Below are 17,297 nucleotides of genomic sequence, written 5' to 3' on the forward strand. Positions count from 1 at the left end.
TATGGAGTTACTGAATTCGTCCTCTCAATTGATTGCTTTGCTTTTTTTTCTGTCATTGCTACCACTGCTGGTCGTCATGGGGACGTCATTTCTCAAGTTATCGATAGTCTTTTCACTGCTGCGGAATGCGTTGGGGGTGCAGCAAGTCCCTCCTAATATCGCCATTTATGGCTTGGCGCTGGTATTGACCATATTTATCATGGCACCGGTCGGATTGGACGTGCATGCCCGCCTTCAGGATGAGCCGCTGCCCAACGAGATCGGCCCGTTGCTACAGCATATTGATGAGCATGCGCTGGTGCCATATCGCGATTTCTTGCAACGTAATACCGATGTTGAGCAAGTGGCTTTTTTTAACGATATCGTTAAAACCAAATGGCCGGAGCGCTATCGCGACGTCATCAAACCCAATTCACTGTTGATATTAATGCCCGCCTTCACCCTGAGCCAACTGATAGAAGCATTCAAAATCGGCCTGTTGCTCTACTTGCCCTTTGTCGCGATCGATCTGATTGTCTCCAATATATTACTGGCGATGGGCATGATGATGGTGTCACCCATTACCATTTCGCTGCCATTCAAGTTGCTGATATTTATACTTGTTAATGGTTGGGGGTTATTGATGGGTCAGTTGGTGGGGTCTTACTTATGAATCTCATCCGCAACATCCAGAGGAGGCATTAATGAGCAATGCCATTGTTGTTCATCTGGCGACCCAACTGTTATGGATTGTACTCCTGCTGTCGATGCCGGTGGTGGTGGTGGCCTCGGTGGTCGGGTTAGTCGTCAGCCTATTGCAGGCGCTGACTCAAATACAAGATCAGACATTACAGTTTTTGATTAAATTGTTGGCAGTATCAGCCACGTTATTGATGACCTATCATTGGACGGGGGCGACATTGCTAAATTACACCCAGCAAACCTTTTTACAAATCACCAGTATGCGGACCTAAGATGCAGGATCCCGTGTATTGGTTGGAGGCCCTAGGGTTAGCGATGATGCGGCCTTATGGCATGTTGCTGATATTGCCGCTATTTACCGCCCGCAGTTTGGGCAGCGCCTTATTGCGTAACGGTTTGGTTTTCGCTATCGCCCTGCCCGTTACCCCCCTTTTCTTTAGCTCGCCACTCATGACCCACGAGAGTCTGACTGCGTGGCTTGGGCTGATATGCATTGAGTTATTGATTGGGGTAATCATTGGCTTTGTTGCCGCCTTACCCTTCTGGGCCATCGACATGGCGGGTTTCCTGATTGATACCTTGCGTGGCGCAACGATGTCGACCTTGTTCAACCCCAGTATGGGCATGGAATCTTCTATTTTTGGCGTACTCTTTACCCAGATATTAACCGTGCTGTTTTTGATCTCCGGCGGGTTCAACTTGGTGCTCGTGGCACTCTACGGCTCCTATAGCACTCTACCTGCGGGCAGTGGCATTCATCCCTCACCGGCGATGCTGCAATTTCTGCAAAGTGAATGGGAACTGATGTATGAGCTTTGCCTAAGCTTTGCGTTACCCGCGATATTGGTGATGGTACTGGCGGATTTATCCTTGGGGTTAATCAATCGCTCGGCCCAACAACTGAATGTTTTCTTCCTGGCGATGCCGATTAAAAGCGCGTTAGCACTTTTGCTGCTACTTATTAGCCTACCTTATGCGCTACATCACTATCTGGTCGGTATTACCCATACCGAACAGAAATTAATCTCACTGTTCTCGCTGATTAATAAGGATGTCCATGAGCGGTGAGAGCAGTGGTCAAAAGAACGAAAAACCGACGGCCAAGCGCCTGAAAGAGGCCCGAGAGAAAGGGCAGGTGATTAAAAGTGTTGAGATAACCTCCGGCGTACAACTGGTGGTGCTGGTCATCTACTTTCTGCTGACCGGATACACCTTGGTCGATCAAGCTAAGGTACTTATTCGCGATACCATTGATCAATTACATCAGCCAGTGACTATGGCGCTGGCCCGTATTGGCAGCGAATGCTTTGCGGTACTGCTCCACATTATGGGGGTATTGGGGGGCGCGCTGGTTTTAATCACGATTCTTTCTGGCTTGGCGCAGGTCGGGCCGTTATTAGCGACCAAAGCGGTGGAGTTCAAAGGCGAACACATCAATCCCATCAATAATGCCAAACAGCTTTTTTCACTGCGTAGTCTGTTTGAGTTGACCAAGTCACTGCTGAAAGTCTCGGTGCTTACCCTGATTTTCGGCTATTTGTTGATGCACTATGCCACTTCATTTGGTTACCTGACTTACTGCGGTAGCCAATGTGCTATCCCTGTATTCGCCACATTAATGGGCTGGCTATTGGGTGCGCTGATTGCGTGTTACGTGGTTTTCTCGCTGATGGATTACTCTTTTCAGCGCTACAACACCATGAAACAGCTGAAAATGTCTCTCGAAGAGGTCAAACGAGAACATAAAGACACCGAGGGCGATCCGCACATTAAGCAGAAGCGTCGCCAATTGCAGCAGGAGGTACAAAGTGGCAGTTTCGCTAAAAATGTCCAGCGCGCCACAGCGGTGGTGCGTAACCCCACTCATTTTGCCGTCTGCTTGTTTTATCACCCTGAGGATGCGCCGTTGCCGCTGGTGATTGAGAAGGGTCAAGGTGAGCGGGCGGCCTTGATTATCACACTGGCTGAGCAGCAAGGGATTCCGGTGGTGGAAAACATCGCCTTGGCGCGGGCGCTGCACCAGGGCGTGGCCTGTGGTGAGACCATCCCCGAGCAATTCTTCGAGCCGGTCGCCGCTATCCTGCGCATGGCGCTGGCGTTGGATTATCAACCAGAACAGCACGATGATCCCTAATGAGGTGCGGCTTCAACTCTTCACGTTATAAGCAATGGGCGCGATCAACTCAATGACCCCGTTTTTCAGTAGCTCGACGGGGGAGGTGGTGAGTTTCGGCAACTCTTCAGGCAGCTTCTCTGGCGGTGCGTCATCCGGTGCGGCCATATTTTGCTGGAATATATTTTGTTGCAGAATAATATTACCAGCAGGACAAAACTTAGATGAATGAGAGATAAGATGCGTGAAGCTTTAAAGGGGTTGGGGTGACCTTAATAATAAATAATTAATGTATTCCAAAAAATGGAGGTGCTTTATCTTCTTTAATAAGGGAATAATGGTGTGTTGAGTTTATTCTTTGATTTAGAGTTATCTATTATTTTATTTATTGATACCGAGTTAATCCATGTTATCAACGATACACAAATTATCCTGGTTCTTGTCGATGGTTTTATTAACGGGCTGCCAGCAACCGGTGAATAAAACGATTAATCCCACCCCTCAACAGCAAATCAAACAATTGTCAGCATTGATTGCTGGGGCGCACTATCTACAGAAGAATTGCCTGCGGGTGGAAGTGCCTGATGAGGCGGTGCTGGTCAAAACGGCGCTGAAGCTGGCGGTATCTCGGCATTGGGATACCAACGTACCCGCGTATAAATTGCTGGGTGAGCATAGCCAGGAACGCTATCAAGCGCTGGAGAAAGAAAACGACGCCGAAAAGTCCTTATGTTCAGAACTCAACTTATTGATGGTTGATTTTGTCGATGAGGCACAGCGCAACATCGGGTGATGCGACGCTGTTACCTACCCTGTTAATGGTCGTACTGTAGGAATAAAAGCCAGCTACTGAATGCGAGGAACGGCCCGAAGGAGAGTGCGGCCATCAGTGAGGGCGACCCACGTTAGTACTCAAAAGAATGGTGGCTCTTGAGTGAGTTAGCGCAGATCCGCACCTATGTGGGGCAGGCACAAAGAATTGATATGTAATCGCGGCTGATTATCTATCTGCATCTTGATTCTTTAGAGATGCTAGAGCTAGTGTCATCGGTGGAGAAATACAGCCACGGATGGCTGTTTCTTTTTATTAGGCGCTAATTCGCCGTCGGTGCGACTCTGTTAGTCGCCACCGCCAGCGAAACACCTGCGGCCCGCAGCCGCGTTAATATGCTGAATAATAAGGCGCTTTTGGTATCACTCACCATACGTGGGCTAGGTACCAAGCCAGTCACACTGAGCACGATACCCTCTGGGCTTAACTGGCTAAACTTCACCGAAGGCGCAGGGGTGGCGAGTATGGATTCGTGCTCTTCATAGGCTTCTATCAGCAACGACCGCGCCAGTTCCACATCCAAATCCAGCGGAAAGGTCAGTGCGATGGTGACGACCCCTTGGGCATGGGCCATGGTGGCATTGCGCACATTCTGCGAAATCAATTGGGAGTTGGGCACGATAACCGTTGAGCGGTCACTGAGCTGGATTTCCGTGGCGCGAACATTGATGCGGCGAATATCACCCTCCACCCCACTGATACTGATCAAATCCCCCACTTTAACTGGCCGCTCGGTCAGCAAAATGATACCGGAAATAAAGTTCTTCACGATCTCCTGCAAACCAAAACCGATCCCGACCGACAGCGCACTGACAATCCAGGCTAACTTATTCCATTGGATACCGAGCACCGATAACGTCAGTAATATCACCAGCACATAACCGATATTACTGAATAGGGTCACCGCCGAGGTTTTTATGCCGTTATCCATCTGGGTTTTGGGCAGGAATTCATTATTAAGCCAGCGGCGTGCCGCTTTTAATACATAGAGCCCGACGATCAGGCAGATAGCGGCATTCAGTAAATTGGTTGGAACAATATTTAATTTTTCCAGCCCTTCACCGCTTAACAGTTCCATGGCTTTTTGCAGCAACGAAATCGGTGTAGTAGTGCCAAAGGTGCCGTTGAGCAGGGCGATGATCGCCAGCAATATCAGGATCACTTTGCTGGTGGCAGATAATAACGTCGCCGCTTGCGCTAAATGGCGATCGTCAATATTCAGCGATTGCTTAATGGCTTTACCGGCGCTGCTGGTGGGGGAGAAGAGACTTTCCGCTGAATCAACGAACAGGTGAATCAGTAAATATAAGCAGGCCAGTACCAGACAACTCCAGACCAGTTTATAGCTTAAGAATTTTGCCAGCGCGATATAACCGACCAGCAGTGATAATAATATTGCGATAGCCGTAATACCGATGGCGAAATGAATTAGCCCCGCCACTGTGGAGTAGGCTTCAGGTTTCTCGCCATTAATAATGAGATTACGGCGCACTCGATTGGCCCGTAACGGAATAATCGCGGCGGTGAGTGCCATCAGCAGCGCCGAGATGCCATTACCAAAAATGGCGCCAGAGACGCTGATATTGATCATGTTATTCATCTGATCAATCGCGCCAAAAATCATAATGCAACTGGCTAATAGCGGTGGGAACAGCTTCAGCGAGATGGCGACTTCATCCGCAATGGCGGGTAGACGCCATGAGGGGCGCTGATTGGATAAAAATGCTCGCCCCAGACCCGCGACTAACGCCGAGAAAAACATGAGCTGAACAAAAGCCAGCGAGAAATCCATCACCACCTGTGATACATCCGGTGTGCGAGTAAAGGCGAGCGTGATGCATTGCGCTATCGTCACGGTAATGAACACGGTCGATAAGGTGGTTGCTGACGCCATAAAACTGCGGCGCAGTGGGCCTTGCGGTAGACATTTGGTACAGAACCAGGCGGTCAGAATATCGAGAAACTTAAAGCCAAATGCGCCGAGCAGCAGTGTCAGCAGCAGATACATCGAGGTGCCGAGTCGCCATTCGGGTTCCCAAGCTGCACTCCAGGCATCGCCAAGTTCCTGCATAAAATCTTTTAATCGTTGGTCATCATCGCTATTCGGATTGACAATCGGTGCCCAGAAATTGGCCCCCAGAATGCTGCCGGAATTTAAGGCGATTTGTGATTTCAGTGCGGTACGTCGTAACGAGGTAATCTGGGTGGACAGGTTTTCCGCATTGGTTTTAATCGCCTGAGCCTGATCATTCTGGCCATCCAATTGGACTTTTCGGGTATTCAATATCCGCCGCTGCTGGGCCACCACCGAGGTTTCGGCTAAGGCACCAACGACTGGGGGCGGGCCTAACACATCCAGCTGCGCTTGCAGTTGTTCCCGCTTGGGTTTCAGATCGGCGAGCAATATATCGGCATCGCGAACCAACGCTAATGCGGTTTCATTCAGCACACTGAGCTGATTGTCGGAGGCACTGACAGAAATACTCTGCTTCAGCTTATCGAGTTGTTTTTGCAGGCTAATCAGCTGTACCGATACTGCCGGTTTTGCGGGCTCTTCACTGCTTTCCGATGCGCTATCTGCTGCTGTCGCGGCAAAGGCCACTCCGGCTGTAGAGGTAAAAACCAGCGCGAGCAGTAGACAGATCAGCGGAGAGTATTGACGCGAAACAACGTACCCAATCTTTTTCATAAAACCGGTTAGCCCGAAAGTGAGTGCCACGATTATCCCAAGAATTTAGTGTAGACGCAGGGTCTGGCGGCCATTGTGGCACACACAACCTATTCCTGAATAATCTTACTCTGATAATTACTTTTCTAAACCAAACAATAAAGATAATAATTCTCATTGTAATTATCAGTTGTATTTAATAAATTGTCCGCTGCAATTATGGACCCCACGAGATGTGGCGCGCAGGCAAGAGTATTTGCGAGGCGGAAATAGCAATGGAAGCTACTCAATAACCCTCTATTTTATATGTCTAATTATCTGGGGAAGATAACCATGCTCTCGGCTTTTATTATAAAGCGTTCTGCTGTTCTGTGTTCATTGGCGATATTTATTCCATTGGCGTCGGTTGCCGAGGATACGATAGAAGTGACCGCTAAAGCGGGTCATGAAGCCGATTTACCCACCTTGGGTTACACCGCCAAAACCACCAAAGGGGCAACCAAAACCGATCAGCCGTTAATTTTGACGGCACAGGCGGTTTCAGTCATTACGCGCCAGCAAATGGACGACCAAAACGTCGCTACAGTTAACCAAGCGCTGAACTATACGCCGGGCGTTTTTACTAACTTCTCCGGTGGCGCGACCCGCTATGACACCATTGCCCTGCGCGGTTTCCACGGCGGTGATGTGAACAACACCTTCCTCGATGGTTTGCGCTTACTCAGTGATGGCGGCAGCTATAATGTGTTGCAGGTAGATCCGTGGTTCCTTGAGCGCATTGATGTGATCAAAGGCCCCTCTTCGGCGTTGTATGGTCAGAGCATCCCTGGCGGCGTGGTGATGATGACATCCAAGCGCCCGCAGTTTACCTCTGAAGGTCATTTCCGCCTGACCGACGGTAATAACAACACACAATCTGCGGCATTTGATTATACCGATGCGATATCGGAACATTGGGCGTTTCGCCTCACCGGGATTACTCGCAACAGTGACACCATGTATGACCATCAGCGTGAAGAACGCTATGCGATCGCACCGTCATTGCTGTGGCAACCGGATGAAAATACCTCGTTGTTGCTGCGGGCTAACTTGCAAAAAGATCCCTCCGGTGGTTCCCACAGCTCAGTTCCGGCGGATGGCAGTATCTACGGGCAGAAGCTGAGCCGTGGCTTCTTTGATGGTGAGAGTGACCGCAACGTATTTAAACGCTGGCAGCAAATCTATAGCTCTGAGTTTTCGCATAAATTTGATGATGTCTGGTCATTCCGCCAGAATGCCAGCTATACCCATTCCAACACCCAGTTGGAACAGGTTTATCAAGGCGGCTGGAATAGCGATCGTACGCTGATGAATCGCTACTATTCCGGTGAGGACTCCTCACTCAATGCCTTTGCCGTGGATAACCAACTGGAAGCGGATTTTGCCACTGCCGCCATTAAACATAAGGTGATGCTGGGCTTTGACTTCCAGAAGTTCAGCAATAATCTACGCAGCGACAGTGCTTATGCCACCACACTTAACCCTTACACTGGTGTTTCTGGCGGCAGCACGCTGTATCGTGATTACCTACTGACCACGCCCGGTATCACCACCTCCTACTTAAACCGCCGCTATGAACAGAGTGGGGTTTACCTGCAAGATGAAATGACGCTGGATAATTGGCACCTGAATTTGTCTGGTCGTTATGACCGGATGAAAACAGAAAATATTAATAAAACGGCGAACAGCAGTGATGAGCGCACAGACAATCACGCCAGCGGGCGCGCCGCCTTGCTCTATAGCTTCGATAGTGGCATCTCGCCATATGTCAGTTACAGTCAGGCCATCACGCCAAGTTTGTTCCCGGATGCGCAGCAAAAATTACTGAAACCGATGACCAGCGAGCAGTATGAAGTGGGTATCAAATACCAGCCGCTGGGCAGCACCTCACTTTACTCCGCCGCCTTATATGACCTGACACAAAATGATGTGGCAAACCGCGCCGTGCCGGCCACCTATTATGTGCCGGCCGGTAAGGTGAATTCGCAAGGGCTAGAGTTGGAAGCCAGAAGCCAGATTAACGATCGTTTAAGTGTGATCGCGGGCTATACCTACAACCGAGTCAAATTCAAAGATGCTATTGATGGTAATGATGGCAATACGCCAGTATTAGCTCCGTCAAATATGGCCTCGCTGTGGGCGCAGTATGAGGCAGGTTATGGCATCAATATCGGTGCGGGTATCCGGTACATTGGTAAGCAGTGGGCCGATGATGCCAACACCTTGCGTGTGCCTTCTTATACCCTGGGTGATGCATCGGTTCGCGCGGATCTTGGCACTTGGGCTACCTCGCTGAAAGGCGCATTTGTTCAATTGAATGTGAATAATATTGCCGATAAGAAATACATCGCCGCGTGTTACAACACCTCTTATTGCTACTGGGGTGCTGAGCGTTCTGTCTTGGCGACAGTGGGTTACGATTTCTGATAAAAATAGGGCTGACCTCGACACGGGTATCGCGTCGGGGCCAGCCCATCCAGCACTATTCTAATCATCTCTCCTCAGCGCCAAAACGGGCGGCTGTAATCCCGCTTGATATCTTCCCGTGTTAGGCCGATATCCTTTAATTGGTCTGAACTCAAACGTGCCATTGTGTTGGCTGTTTTACGCTGCTCATTCCATTGATATCCGTATCTGTATGCTTTCAGCCATAACTTGATAAAAATATTGTGGCGGCTTTTTGTGGCTCGCACAGTTGACGAGCAGCATTCATCTATTTGATCTTCAATTATATTATTCATCATCGACTCCCCGTCAGTAGGTGAGCCATTAGCATGAGACTTTGGCAAAAAACATTACAGATGCAAATTGTGACTATTATTTCCATACAGATATGAGATATATGATCTGAATGGCGTAAATTCCTGCCATCTGTACTGGTTATCAATAATTTCTCAGGTGAACTCCATGACACGTTATCAACAATTGGCTGACATTTTGAGTCAGCGAATCAAAGAAGGGCTGTATATCGCAGGGGAGCGCCTCCCTTCTGTCAGAGTGTTGAGTGACGAGCATGGGGTCAGTATCAGTACTGTGCAGCAGGCTTATCGGCAACTGGAAGAGTGCCAGTTGATCGAGGCGCGGGCAAAATCAGGCTATTTCGTGCGTTGCAGTTCAAACCTGCCTTCATTGCCCGCGATATGCAGCCATGCACAGCGGCCCGTCGAGATATCTCAGTGGGAGAACACGCTGGCGTTTCTGACCCGTGGTGATCAGGAGAATGTCATTCATCTTGGGGTGGGTTCGCCCGATCTCTCCGGACCGGGGCTAAAAATACTCAGCCGCCTCCTTAGCCGTGTTAGCCTCCATCAGAGCGCGGAAGTGCTGGAATACGACAATATTTATGGCTCACCGGTTTTACGTGAGCAGATTGCTCGGCTGATGTTGGACAGCGGTAATCATCAATCAGCAGAGAATATCATCATCACCTCGGGGTGCCATGGGGCGCTGGCGGTGGCATTAGGGTCAGTTTGTCAACCCGGTGACATTGTTGCGGTGGATTCCCCCTGTTTTCACGGTGCGATGCAAACCCTGAAAGGGATGGGCATGAAGGTGATTGAGATCCCAACCGATCCGATCTCAGGGATCAGTTTGGAAGCATTAGAAATGGCGCTGGATCAATGGCCGATTAAGGCAGTTCAGTTGACGCCAACCTGCAATAATCCGCTGGGCTACAACATGCCAGATGAACGCAAAAAAGCCCTGCTGACCTTAGCCCAGCGCTATGACATCGCGATTATTGAAGACGATGTGTATGGCGCTCTGGCGTATCAGTATCCGCGTCCACCGACCATTGCTTCGTTTGATGATGATGGGCGAGTATTGCTGTGCAGCTCGTTCTCTAAGACGGTGGCCCCCGGTTTACGTATTGGCTGGATTGCGCCGGGGCGTTATTTAGAAAAAGCGCTGCATATGAAATACATTTCTGCCGGACGGGTGGCCACATTACCGCAATTGGCGATGGCGGAGTTCATCAAGCAAGGGCATTACATGCAGCATTTGCGCCGGATGCGCCGCCAATATCAGCGTAACCGCGACATTATGACTGGCTGGGTCATGAAGTATTTCCCACCGAACACTTGCCTGAGCAGGCCCGAGGGCAGCTTTATGTTATGGGTTGAGTTGCCACACGGATTCGATAGCCTGCGTCTTAATCGCTGTTTGCTGCCGCTGGGAGTGCAGGTTGCGGCTGGCTCTATCAGTTCTGCTTCGGGGAAATATCGCAATTGCTTGCGGCTCAGCTACAGCAAGCCGATGACCGCAGAAATTGAGCGGGCAGTACAAAAAGTGGGCAAGGTGATTTATGAGTTACTGGCAGAGAGTGAGCCGAAGGTGACTTTGGTTGCTGACGAACCTCATTTATAGCTTGGTGACTGGCGGGGCGACTGCACCTATGGCCGCTCCGACGGCTTACGCCGTGACGACCCATTCGGCACATTTCCCCGCTAATCAACGTTGTCAGCGGTCTGAGGGTGAGATTGTTGATAAAGTGTCAGTGACGGAGAGTACAGGCAGATCGTAAAGACGCCGTATTCCCTTTGTAAAAATAAGCCTCCATGGAGGCTCGAACCACGCCATCCTTGGCGTAAATAGAACTATTGGTGCAAATAGTTCTATTGGCGCAAATAGATCTGCGGCAGGGCGGTTTCCGGATGGCGTGAGATCCCCAGATCTGCCTGATACCAGCGGGTTAGCGTCTCTGCGTTAAGCACTTCCTCTGGCGTACCACAGGCCACCAGTTCACCTTGCGCTAACAACAGAATGCGATCGGCGTATAACGCCGCCAGATTCAGATCGTGGAGCACACAGCAGACTGCCAGCGGCTCCTGATTGGTCAGTTGGCGGAGCAAGCGCAGTGTGTGCTGCTGATGATATAAATCCAATGCGGATGTCGGTTCATCCAGAAACAGCCAGCGCGGTGTGGGTTCCGGTTGCCAGAGTTGCGCCAATACGCGAGCCAATTGCACTCGTTGCTGTTCGCCGCCAGAGAGTGCGCGGTAGTCGCGCTGAGCCAGTACCAGACAGTCCGTTTGCGCCATCACTTCTTGCAGAGCCTGGCTATTTTGTGCCTTGCCATAAGGAGCACGGCCCATCTGAATCACTTCGCTGACGCTAAAGGGAAATGCCAGATCGCTGTATTGGCGCATCACCGCACGGGTACGGGCCAATGCCTGTGGCTGCCAGCTATTCAGGTTTTTACCGAGTAACTGACACTCGCCGCCGGAGGGGGCAAGATAGCCGGTTAACAACCGTAGCAGGGTCGATTTTCCCGCGCCGTTTGGCCCGATAATCGCCACCATTTCACCGCTGGCAATTTGCAGCGAGACGTCATTGATCAACTGCTGCCCTTGCACATGGTAGGAGAGGTGGGTCGCCTCCAATAACGCAGCGGGTGCTTTTGCCATCTCAGCTTCAGCGATATCCGCCCCGACTAAATTAACCTCAGCCATATCAGCCCCAGTGATATCAACCACTACGTTGCTCCCGCTGACGTAAAATCAGCCATAGAAAATAGGGGCCACCCAGCAGGCTGGTGATCAAGCCGACGGGCATTTCAGCCGGTGCGACCAGGGTCCGAGCCAAGGTATCCGCGGTCAGTAACAAACAAGCTCCACCCAGTGCGGCACCGGGCAGTAACCAACGGTGGTCGGCCCCGATACGCATACGGATCAGATGTGGCACCACCAGCCCGATAAAACCGATAACCCCACTGACGGCCACCGCTGCACCAATCAGAATAGCGCTGAGTAGCAGTAAACGCAGTTTGGCTTGCCGCACATTGACCCCGAGGTAGTGCGCTTCTTCATCCCCGAGTTGCAACAGATTCAGTTGCCGCGCTTGCATTAAGCCCAGCACGCAAGCCGGTAAGATCAATGATGCCGCCACCATCAGTGTTGACCATTGCGCCTGACCCAAACTGCCCATGCTCCAGAGTGAGAACTGGCGTAATTGCTGATCATCACTGATATAGGTCAACACGCCGACGGCGGCACCGCACAAGGCGTTAATGGCGATACCAGCCAGCAGCAAACGAGATAAATTGCCATGTCCCCAACGGCTAAGGGTGAAGATAATGGCAGAAATGGCCAGACTGCCGATAAAGGCTCCGACCATGTGACTGTATAGCGCCAGTAGAGGTGGCAAGCTGAAAGGCATGATGATGATCAGCCCGACACATAGCGCTGCGCCACTGCTGATACCTAACAAGCCGGGATCGGCCAGCGGGTTACGAAATAGCCCTTGCATGATAGCGCCGGAGACGGCCAGTGCGCAGCCAACTACCACGGCTAACAGCACGCGGGGCAGGCGGATATTCAGCCAGATATGCCACATGGCATCATCTAATGATGCATGCCATAAGGTGCGGAACGAGAGGGTCAATGCCCCCATATTGGCCGAGCCGAGCGCTAATATAATGAGGATCATCAGCAAGATGCTTAGCATCAGACGCGGATGGACACGACCATTCATTGTGCTTGTTCCATGCCTTTACGTAGTTGCGCCAGCACTTGCGGTGTTTCCAAGCCAAAGCCAAGTAGCGCCATGTCATCAACGACCAACAAACGCTTATGCTTACCGGCTGGCGTCAGTGCCATACCGGGTAATTTCCAGATCCCCTCACTGCCACCCAACGCTCTCACACCATCACTGGTGATCAGCAGTAAGTCGGGTGCGCTGGCGATAACGCCTTCCTGAGAGAGTGGACGATAACGGCTGAAGCCCTGCATCGCATTGCTGCCACCGGCAGCACGGATCATGGCATCTGCGGCGGTATTTTGACCTGCGGCCATCGGGGTGAGGCCCCCGTGGCTCATGACAAACAGCACTTTAACCGGCAGTGGCGTGCTGCTCACAGCGGCTAATCGTTGCTGATAGTCTTTAATCAGTTTTTGCCCTTGCTCTGGCTGATGAAGCGCCATGGCGACCGCGCTAATCTTCGCCGGTACACTTTCTGGCGTCGTTTGGCCCGGTATGGTAACCACGTTCACACCGCTGTCAGCGACCTGTTTCAGCGCCAGTGACGGCTGTGCCAGTGCGCTGACCAGCAGCATGGTCGGCTTCATCGCCAGAATGCCTTCGGCATTGAGCATGCGCATATAACCCACATCAGGCAGCTTCTGCACTGCCTGTGGTTGTAGACTGGTACTGTCACGGGCCACAATCTTGTCACCAGCACCCAGTGCGTAGGCGATTTCTGTTACATCACCACCAATGGTCACAATACGTTCTGCGGCCGACGTATTCGTAGCTGATGTATCTGCAGCAAACGTATTTAGCGGCAGAATACAGGTGCTCAGCGACAGAATGAAAGGGAGTGACAGTAGCCTTAGTCTCATGCGGCAATATCCTTATTGATCAGGCGAGCAATCTGCTCACGCCATTGATTTTGTTCTGGTTGCCCTTCAGTACGCTGACCATAAAGTTGAGCAAGTTGGGTGCCATCTTCGGCAAATAGCTCTAAACTGGTGACAAAACCGTCTTTGGTTGGCTTACGCGTGATCCAGCTTTCAGCAATGGCGGTTTCAATCAGATGCAGGGTAAACCGCTTGTTGAACACATTAATCCACTCTTGATGCGGAGTGACTTTCTCAATCAAACCGGTGAAGATCTGTACGCAGCCACGGTTGCCGACGAAAATCATGATTTCGTTCTGGTCTTGATGGGCAATATTGAGCAGTTGTGTCAGTGAGCTATTGTCAACGCGGTAAGCCAGATCATCACCCACGGCACGGAAGGCTTGTTGACGGGTCAGGTTATTGCGCTTAAGCAACTGGAAGAACTGGTGCACATCAGTCATGGCACGCCACTCAGCATCCACGGTGGCATCATCGGCAGTGGGTTCGGTCACTTCTGGTGCGTTCAGCGGCTCTAACTGCAATGCTGGGTTTTCTGCGCTGACAAACTTTGCCACTAACGCTTCCCAAGCTGGCATGTCAGTTTGTTCAGTGACGTACACTTTGTGCAATGCATCGCCCTGATGGTCGAAGAACTGGATACTGTGGCGGACGCCGTGACGGGTCTCTTCTGTCAGGGTGAATGCGCTAGCCCACTGATTGAGGAACAGACGCAAATCCAAATGACGCGGATTGAGGATCAAACCGGCATGACCATTCAGATGCTGGTTCTCGTAACGGCCCATTTGCTCATGTACGGCATAGGTGTTGCGAGTGATGGCTTTGACTTCACCGACAGCTTCCAATGCGGCCAGCAGTGTACGGGCATCCGCCTGTAAACGCTTAGCATCGTGACCAACGCGGCTATGGGTCAGTTCAGCTTCGGAAATACCCATCAGCGTAGCTAAATCGCGCGCGTACTTGCCCGGATTATCCGCTTTGGCCTGTAAGTATTGCTCATGTATTGATTTGCTCATTATAACTTCCTCTTTCTATTGATTTTTTATATGCAGGTGACAGCGTTAAATCATAACCCAGCAGTGCTATTTATGGGTGTGCTGGGTTATTTTTAAGACTATTTTTTATTCCAATGAGTTACCACTGATAGCTCACGAAAAGTTTTGCATTGCGGCCATCCTGTGGCACGCCTTGCGGGGCGTAATACTCTTTGTCGAAGGCGTTACCCAGCACCACGGTGGTGGTCACGCCTTTCAACTGTTCCTGGCCTTTATAGCTGACGTAGAAATCATTGACGCCATAACCGGCTTGCGGTGAGCCAGAGCTGGAAACCCGGCTAGAGCGATCGGCAAATGTCCCAATCCAACCGACAGCAAAGCCACTGTTAGCAACAGGGACGTCGATGGTACTGGTGACCGTATCTGGGTTGATGGTGTCGAGCCATTCGTTAGTATTCTGGTTCTTACCACGGGTGCGGTTATAGGCCAGACCCCAGTTAAACCATTGAGTCTGATAGCTTAAAGTAGCATCCCAACCCCAGATTTTTGCCCGATCGATATTCGTTGAGTAGGTAGAGCAGTTTATGCAATACAACCCACCTGGCCCGAAGCCAAAGTCCATGGTTACGCCGGTAGTGATGTAGTTCTTAGCATTAGTGTCGAAGTAACTGGTTTTGAATTGCAGCTCATCTTCCGCCATCAACAGGTCGCTAAAGCGCAGACCAAAACCGTACTCTTGAGTTTCGTTGGTTTCTGGTTTCAGATTTGGATTCGGCACCCAGTTGTTGGTTAAGGTTTTACCCGCGATATTCATGGAAAAGTGTTTTGAGTCGTTGTACATCTCGCCCATGGTCGGGGCGCGGAACGCCTGTGCATAGGAGCCGAACAGCATCAGCCAGTCGGTTGGTGTCACGCTAAGTGCACCGCGTGATGACCAGCGATCTGCATCCACATCGGCGTAACCTTCGCTGCTGCCGCGGTAGTTGTCATAACGGGTACCGGCCAAAATGGAGACTGGCAGGTCGCGCAAGGTGATTTCATCTTGCATCCAGCCAGAGCCAAAACGGATATCCGCTTGTGGGAAGCTTTCGGTCGCGCCACCCGGCGTTTGTTCCTGTTTATAGGCTTCGGTGCCGTAAGTCAGCAAGTGTGAGGCAAAGCTGTCGGTGAACAGACGAGTGCGGTTTTCCAGCTTCGCGCCTTTGGTGGTCTGTTCGCGGCCCTCTTCTGCTGTGCCTTGTGGCCGTGCATTGATCTCGACTTCGGAGTAGTAAACTTGCACTGTGGCATTCAGCCACTCTTGGTCAAGCGGCTTAATGTTGTACTTAAGCTGGACATCACGTTGAATCGTCGAACGGTCGGTCATGACGTTGCTGCTGGATGCTGCGCTGGTTTGCGGGTTTTTTGGCTCGAGTGCGCTGTTGTTGTAGTAGCGCAGGTTAGCGCTCAACGATTGAATCTGGTCAATGCGCCAAGTGCCTTTGGCCATCACATTGCTGATGGTTTCATCATTGGGGGCGTTAAAGCCATCGCTCTGACGGATATTGCCGATATCGCGCGTCCCAAAGGAGAGAATGCCGTCGACATCATCGGTACGGCCATAGGCACTGGCACCTAGACCAAAGCTGTGATCGCCGGTGGCGGCGGAGCTGTAAACCCGGTAACCGCTGTTTTGGCCCGGGAACAACAGATCGGCGGCATCGACAGTTTCATAGGCGATAACGCCACCCAGTGCGCCACTGCCGTACAGTAGAGCAGATGGGCCGCGCACCACTTCAATGCGTTTCACCAGCGCCGGATCGAGGAAAGTCGAATTCAGGTGGCCGGTATCGGTCCCTTGGCGAATGCCATCGACCAGTGTCAGTACGCCGTTCTTGCCATAGCCACGCAGTGTCACATCCTGACCATTCACCCGCCCGCTGCCCGTGACTGTCAGCCCCGGGATATTGTGCAGCATATCAGCAGCGCTGGACGCGGTTTCGCTGGTTGGGGTGTTGCCTTCAACCACGGTCACCATCATGGGTGCTTCAAAGCTGCTACGCTCGTTACCGGTTGCCGTCACCACCATGGTGTCGGTGCTGTGCTTTTTGCTATTGGTTTGAGTGGTGGTGGTTTGAGCGGTGGTTGTCTCAGCAGTTGGCACTGTGGTTGTCTCAGCCGCTTGCGCGGCAAAAGGCAGGGTGCAAGCGATTGCCAAACTGAGAGGGGACCAGCGGAAACGGTTGGAAGTGGAACGAGGCATGTCGGCAATTCTCCGTGTTTTTATGCAAAAACAAATAGATAGATGCTGGCTGCCTTGATAAAAGAAATCTGGGTGGCTTGCATTATACCCTTAGTCATTGACGCCACAGCTGCGTTAGCGGCAATGATTTTGGGTAATGTGTACGCATTATTTTGTCAGTATCAGTTTTCCTGCTTTGGTTTGGCGCAGTTGGTAGCTTTCGCCCTGATGGATGATAAAGGCGACACCGTGCTCCCCCAGCAGTTGCTCGCTGGTGACGGACAAGGGCTTACTTGCCGTTGGATGTTCAACAGCAGCTTTATCATTCAGTATGGGTGTTTTATTCAACTGTTTGTCCATATAATCAACATGGTAATGATAATCTATATCAAT

16 protein-coding genes are annotated in these 17,297 nt (G+C 51.1%); 7 read left to right on the forward strand and 9 right to left on the reverse strand.

Going from position 1 to position 17,297, the window contains the following annotated elements:
* Position 1 precedes the first annotated feature (1 nt).
* The 4 genes from sctR to ACZ76_RS10800 are packed head-to-tail and all read left to right on the forward strand — an operon-like array spanning position 2 to position 2,815.
* Positions 2 to 652 carry a type III secretion system export apparatus subunit SctR gene (gene sctR / locus ACZ76_RS10785; RefSeq protein WP_048618940.1) on the forward strand — a complete coding sequence of 217 codons (651 nt, stop codon included), beginning with the start codon at positions 2 to 4 and terminating at the stop codon, positions 650 to 652.
* A gap of 31 nt (positions 653 to 683) precedes the next feature.
* Positions 684 to 953 carry an EscS/YscS/HrcS family type III secretion system export apparatus protein gene (locus ACZ76_RS10790; RefSeq protein WP_048618941.1) on the forward strand — a complete coding sequence of 90 codons (270 nt, stop codon included), beginning with the start codon at positions 684 to 686 and terminating at the stop codon, positions 951 to 953.
* Position 954: 1 nt separating this feature from the next.
* Positions 955 to 1,749 carry an EscT/YscT/HrcT family type III secretion system export apparatus protein gene (locus ACZ76_RS10795; RefSeq protein WP_048618942.1) on the forward strand — a complete coding sequence of 265 codons (795 nt, stop codon included), beginning with the start codon at positions 955 to 957 and terminating at the stop codon, positions 1,747 to 1,749.
* The gene (locus tag ACZ76_RS10800; protein ID WP_048618943.1) at positions 1,739 to 2,815 is read left to right on the forward strand and encodes an EscU/YscU/HrcU family type III secretion system export apparatus switch protein; all 1,077 of its coding nucleotides are present in this window, start codon (positions 1,739 to 1,741) and stop codon (positions 2,813 to 2,815) included. Before ACZ76_RS10795 ends, ACZ76_RS10800 begins: the two co-directional genes overlap by 11 nt.
* A 12-nt stretch (positions 2,816 to 2,827) precedes the next feature.
* On the opposite strand, the gene ACZ76_RS19650 is transcribed toward ACZ76_RS10800, so the two are convergent.
* Positions 2,828 to 2,962 carry a hypothetical protein gene (locus tag ACZ76_RS19650; protein WP_258954487.1) on the reverse strand — a complete coding sequence of 45 codons (135 nt, stop codon included), beginning with the start codon at positions 2,960 to 2,962 and terminating at the stop codon, positions 2,828 to 2,830.
* A 277-nt stretch (positions 2,963 to 3,239) separates the two neighbouring features.
* Here ACZ76_RS19650 and gspS point away from each other — a divergent pair, with 277 nt between their 5' ends.
* Positions 3,240 to 3,587, forward strand: a complete 348-nt coding sequence (gspS, locus tag ACZ76_RS10805; RefSeq protein ID WP_235428192.1) for a type II secretion system pilot lipoprotein GspS — start codon at positions 3,240 to 3,242, stop codon at positions 3,585 to 3,587.
* Positions 3,588 to 3,888: 301 nt separating this feature from the next.
* Here gspS and ACZ76_RS10810 read toward each other — a convergent pair whose 3' ends face one another.
* Complete coding sequence (locus ACZ76_RS10810; protein ID WP_048620265.1) at positions 3,889 to 6,315, reverse strand: DUF3772 domain-containing protein; 2,427 nt, start codon at positions 6,313 to 6,315, stop codon at positions 3,889 to 3,891.
* 312 nt (positions 6,316 to 6,627) lie between these two features.
* Between ACZ76_RS10810 and ACZ76_RS10815 the strand changes: the two genes are divergently transcribed.
* Complete coding sequence (locus tag ACZ76_RS10815; RefSeq protein WP_048618945.1) at positions 6,628 to 8,760, forward strand: TonB-dependent siderophore receptor; 2,133 nt, start codon at positions 6,628 to 6,630, stop codon at positions 8,758 to 8,760.
* A 74-nt stretch (positions 8,761 to 8,834) separates the two neighbouring features.
* Here the strand turns inward: ACZ76_RS10815 and ACZ76_RS10820 are convergent, their stop codons facing one another.
* A complete protein-coding gene (locus tag ACZ76_RS10820) occupies positions 8,835 to 9,074 on the reverse strand; it encodes a DUF1127 domain-containing protein (protein ID WP_048618946.1) in 240 nt (79 codons plus the stop codon).
* 166 nt (positions 9,075 to 9,240) lie between these two features.
* Here ACZ76_RS10820 and ACZ76_RS10825 point away from each other — a divergent pair, with 166 nt between their 5' ends.
* Positions 9,241 to 10,698 carry an aminotransferase-like domain-containing protein gene (locus ACZ76_RS10825; RefSeq protein ID WP_048618947.1) on the forward strand — a complete coding sequence of 486 codons (1,458 nt, stop codon included), beginning with the start codon at positions 9,241 to 9,243 and terminating at the stop codon, positions 10,696 to 10,698.
* A gap of 248 nt (positions 10,699 to 10,946) precedes the next feature.
* Here ACZ76_RS10825 and ACZ76_RS10830 read toward each other — a convergent pair whose 3' ends face one another.
* The 6 genes from ACZ76_RS10830 to hemP all read right to left on the reverse strand — a co-directional run bounded on the left by ACZ76_RS10830 (position 10,947) and on the right by hemP (position 17,264).
* Positions 10,947 to 11,738 carry a heme ABC transporter ATP-binding protein gene (locus tag ACZ76_RS10830; RefSeq protein WP_048620266.1) on the reverse strand — a complete coding sequence of 264 codons (792 nt, stop codon included), beginning with the start codon at positions 11,736 to 11,738 and terminating at the stop codon, positions 10,947 to 10,949.
* A gap of 61 nt (positions 11,739 to 11,799) precedes the next feature.
* The gene (locus ACZ76_RS10835; RefSeq protein WP_048618948.1) at positions 11,800 to 12,804 is read right to left on the reverse strand and encodes a FecCD family ABC transporter permease; all 1,005 of its coding nucleotides are present in this window, start codon (positions 12,802 to 12,804) and stop codon (positions 11,800 to 11,802) included.
* Positions 12,801 to 13,670: a heme/hemin ABC transporter substrate-binding protein gene (locus ACZ76_RS10840; protein WP_048618949.1), complete on the reverse strand. Its 870-nt coding sequence runs from the start codon at positions 13,668 to 13,670 to the stop codon at positions 12,801 to 12,803. Before ACZ76_RS10840 ends, ACZ76_RS10835 begins: the two co-directional genes overlap by 4 nt.
* Entirely contained in the window at positions 13,667 to 14,704 is a 1,038-nt protein-coding gene (locus tag ACZ76_RS10845) for a hemin-degrading factor (RefSeq protein ID WP_048618950.1), read from the reverse strand. Before ACZ76_RS10845 ends, ACZ76_RS10840 begins: the two co-directional genes overlap by 4 nt.
* Positions 14,705 to 14,822: 118 nt before the next feature.
* The gene (locus ACZ76_RS10850; protein ID WP_048618951.1) at positions 14,823 to 16,925 is read right to left on the reverse strand and encodes a TonB-dependent hemoglobin/transferrin/lactoferrin family receptor; all 2,103 of its coding nucleotides are present in this window, start codon (positions 16,923 to 16,925) and stop codon (positions 14,823 to 14,825) included.
* A 147-nt stretch (positions 16,926 to 17,072) separates the two neighbouring features.
* Complete coding sequence (hemP, locus tag ACZ76_RS17955; protein WP_235428194.1) at positions 17,073 to 17,264, reverse strand: hemin uptake protein HemP; 192 nt, start codon at positions 17,262 to 17,264, stop codon at positions 17,073 to 17,075.
* Between the last annotated feature and the right edge of the window lie 33 nt (positions 17,265 to 17,297).

The organism is Yersinia aleksiciae (genome assembly GCF_001047675.1).
Lineage (GTDB): Bacteria > Pseudomonadota > Gammaproteobacteria > Enterobacterales > Enterobacteriaceae > Yersinia > Yersinia aleksiciae.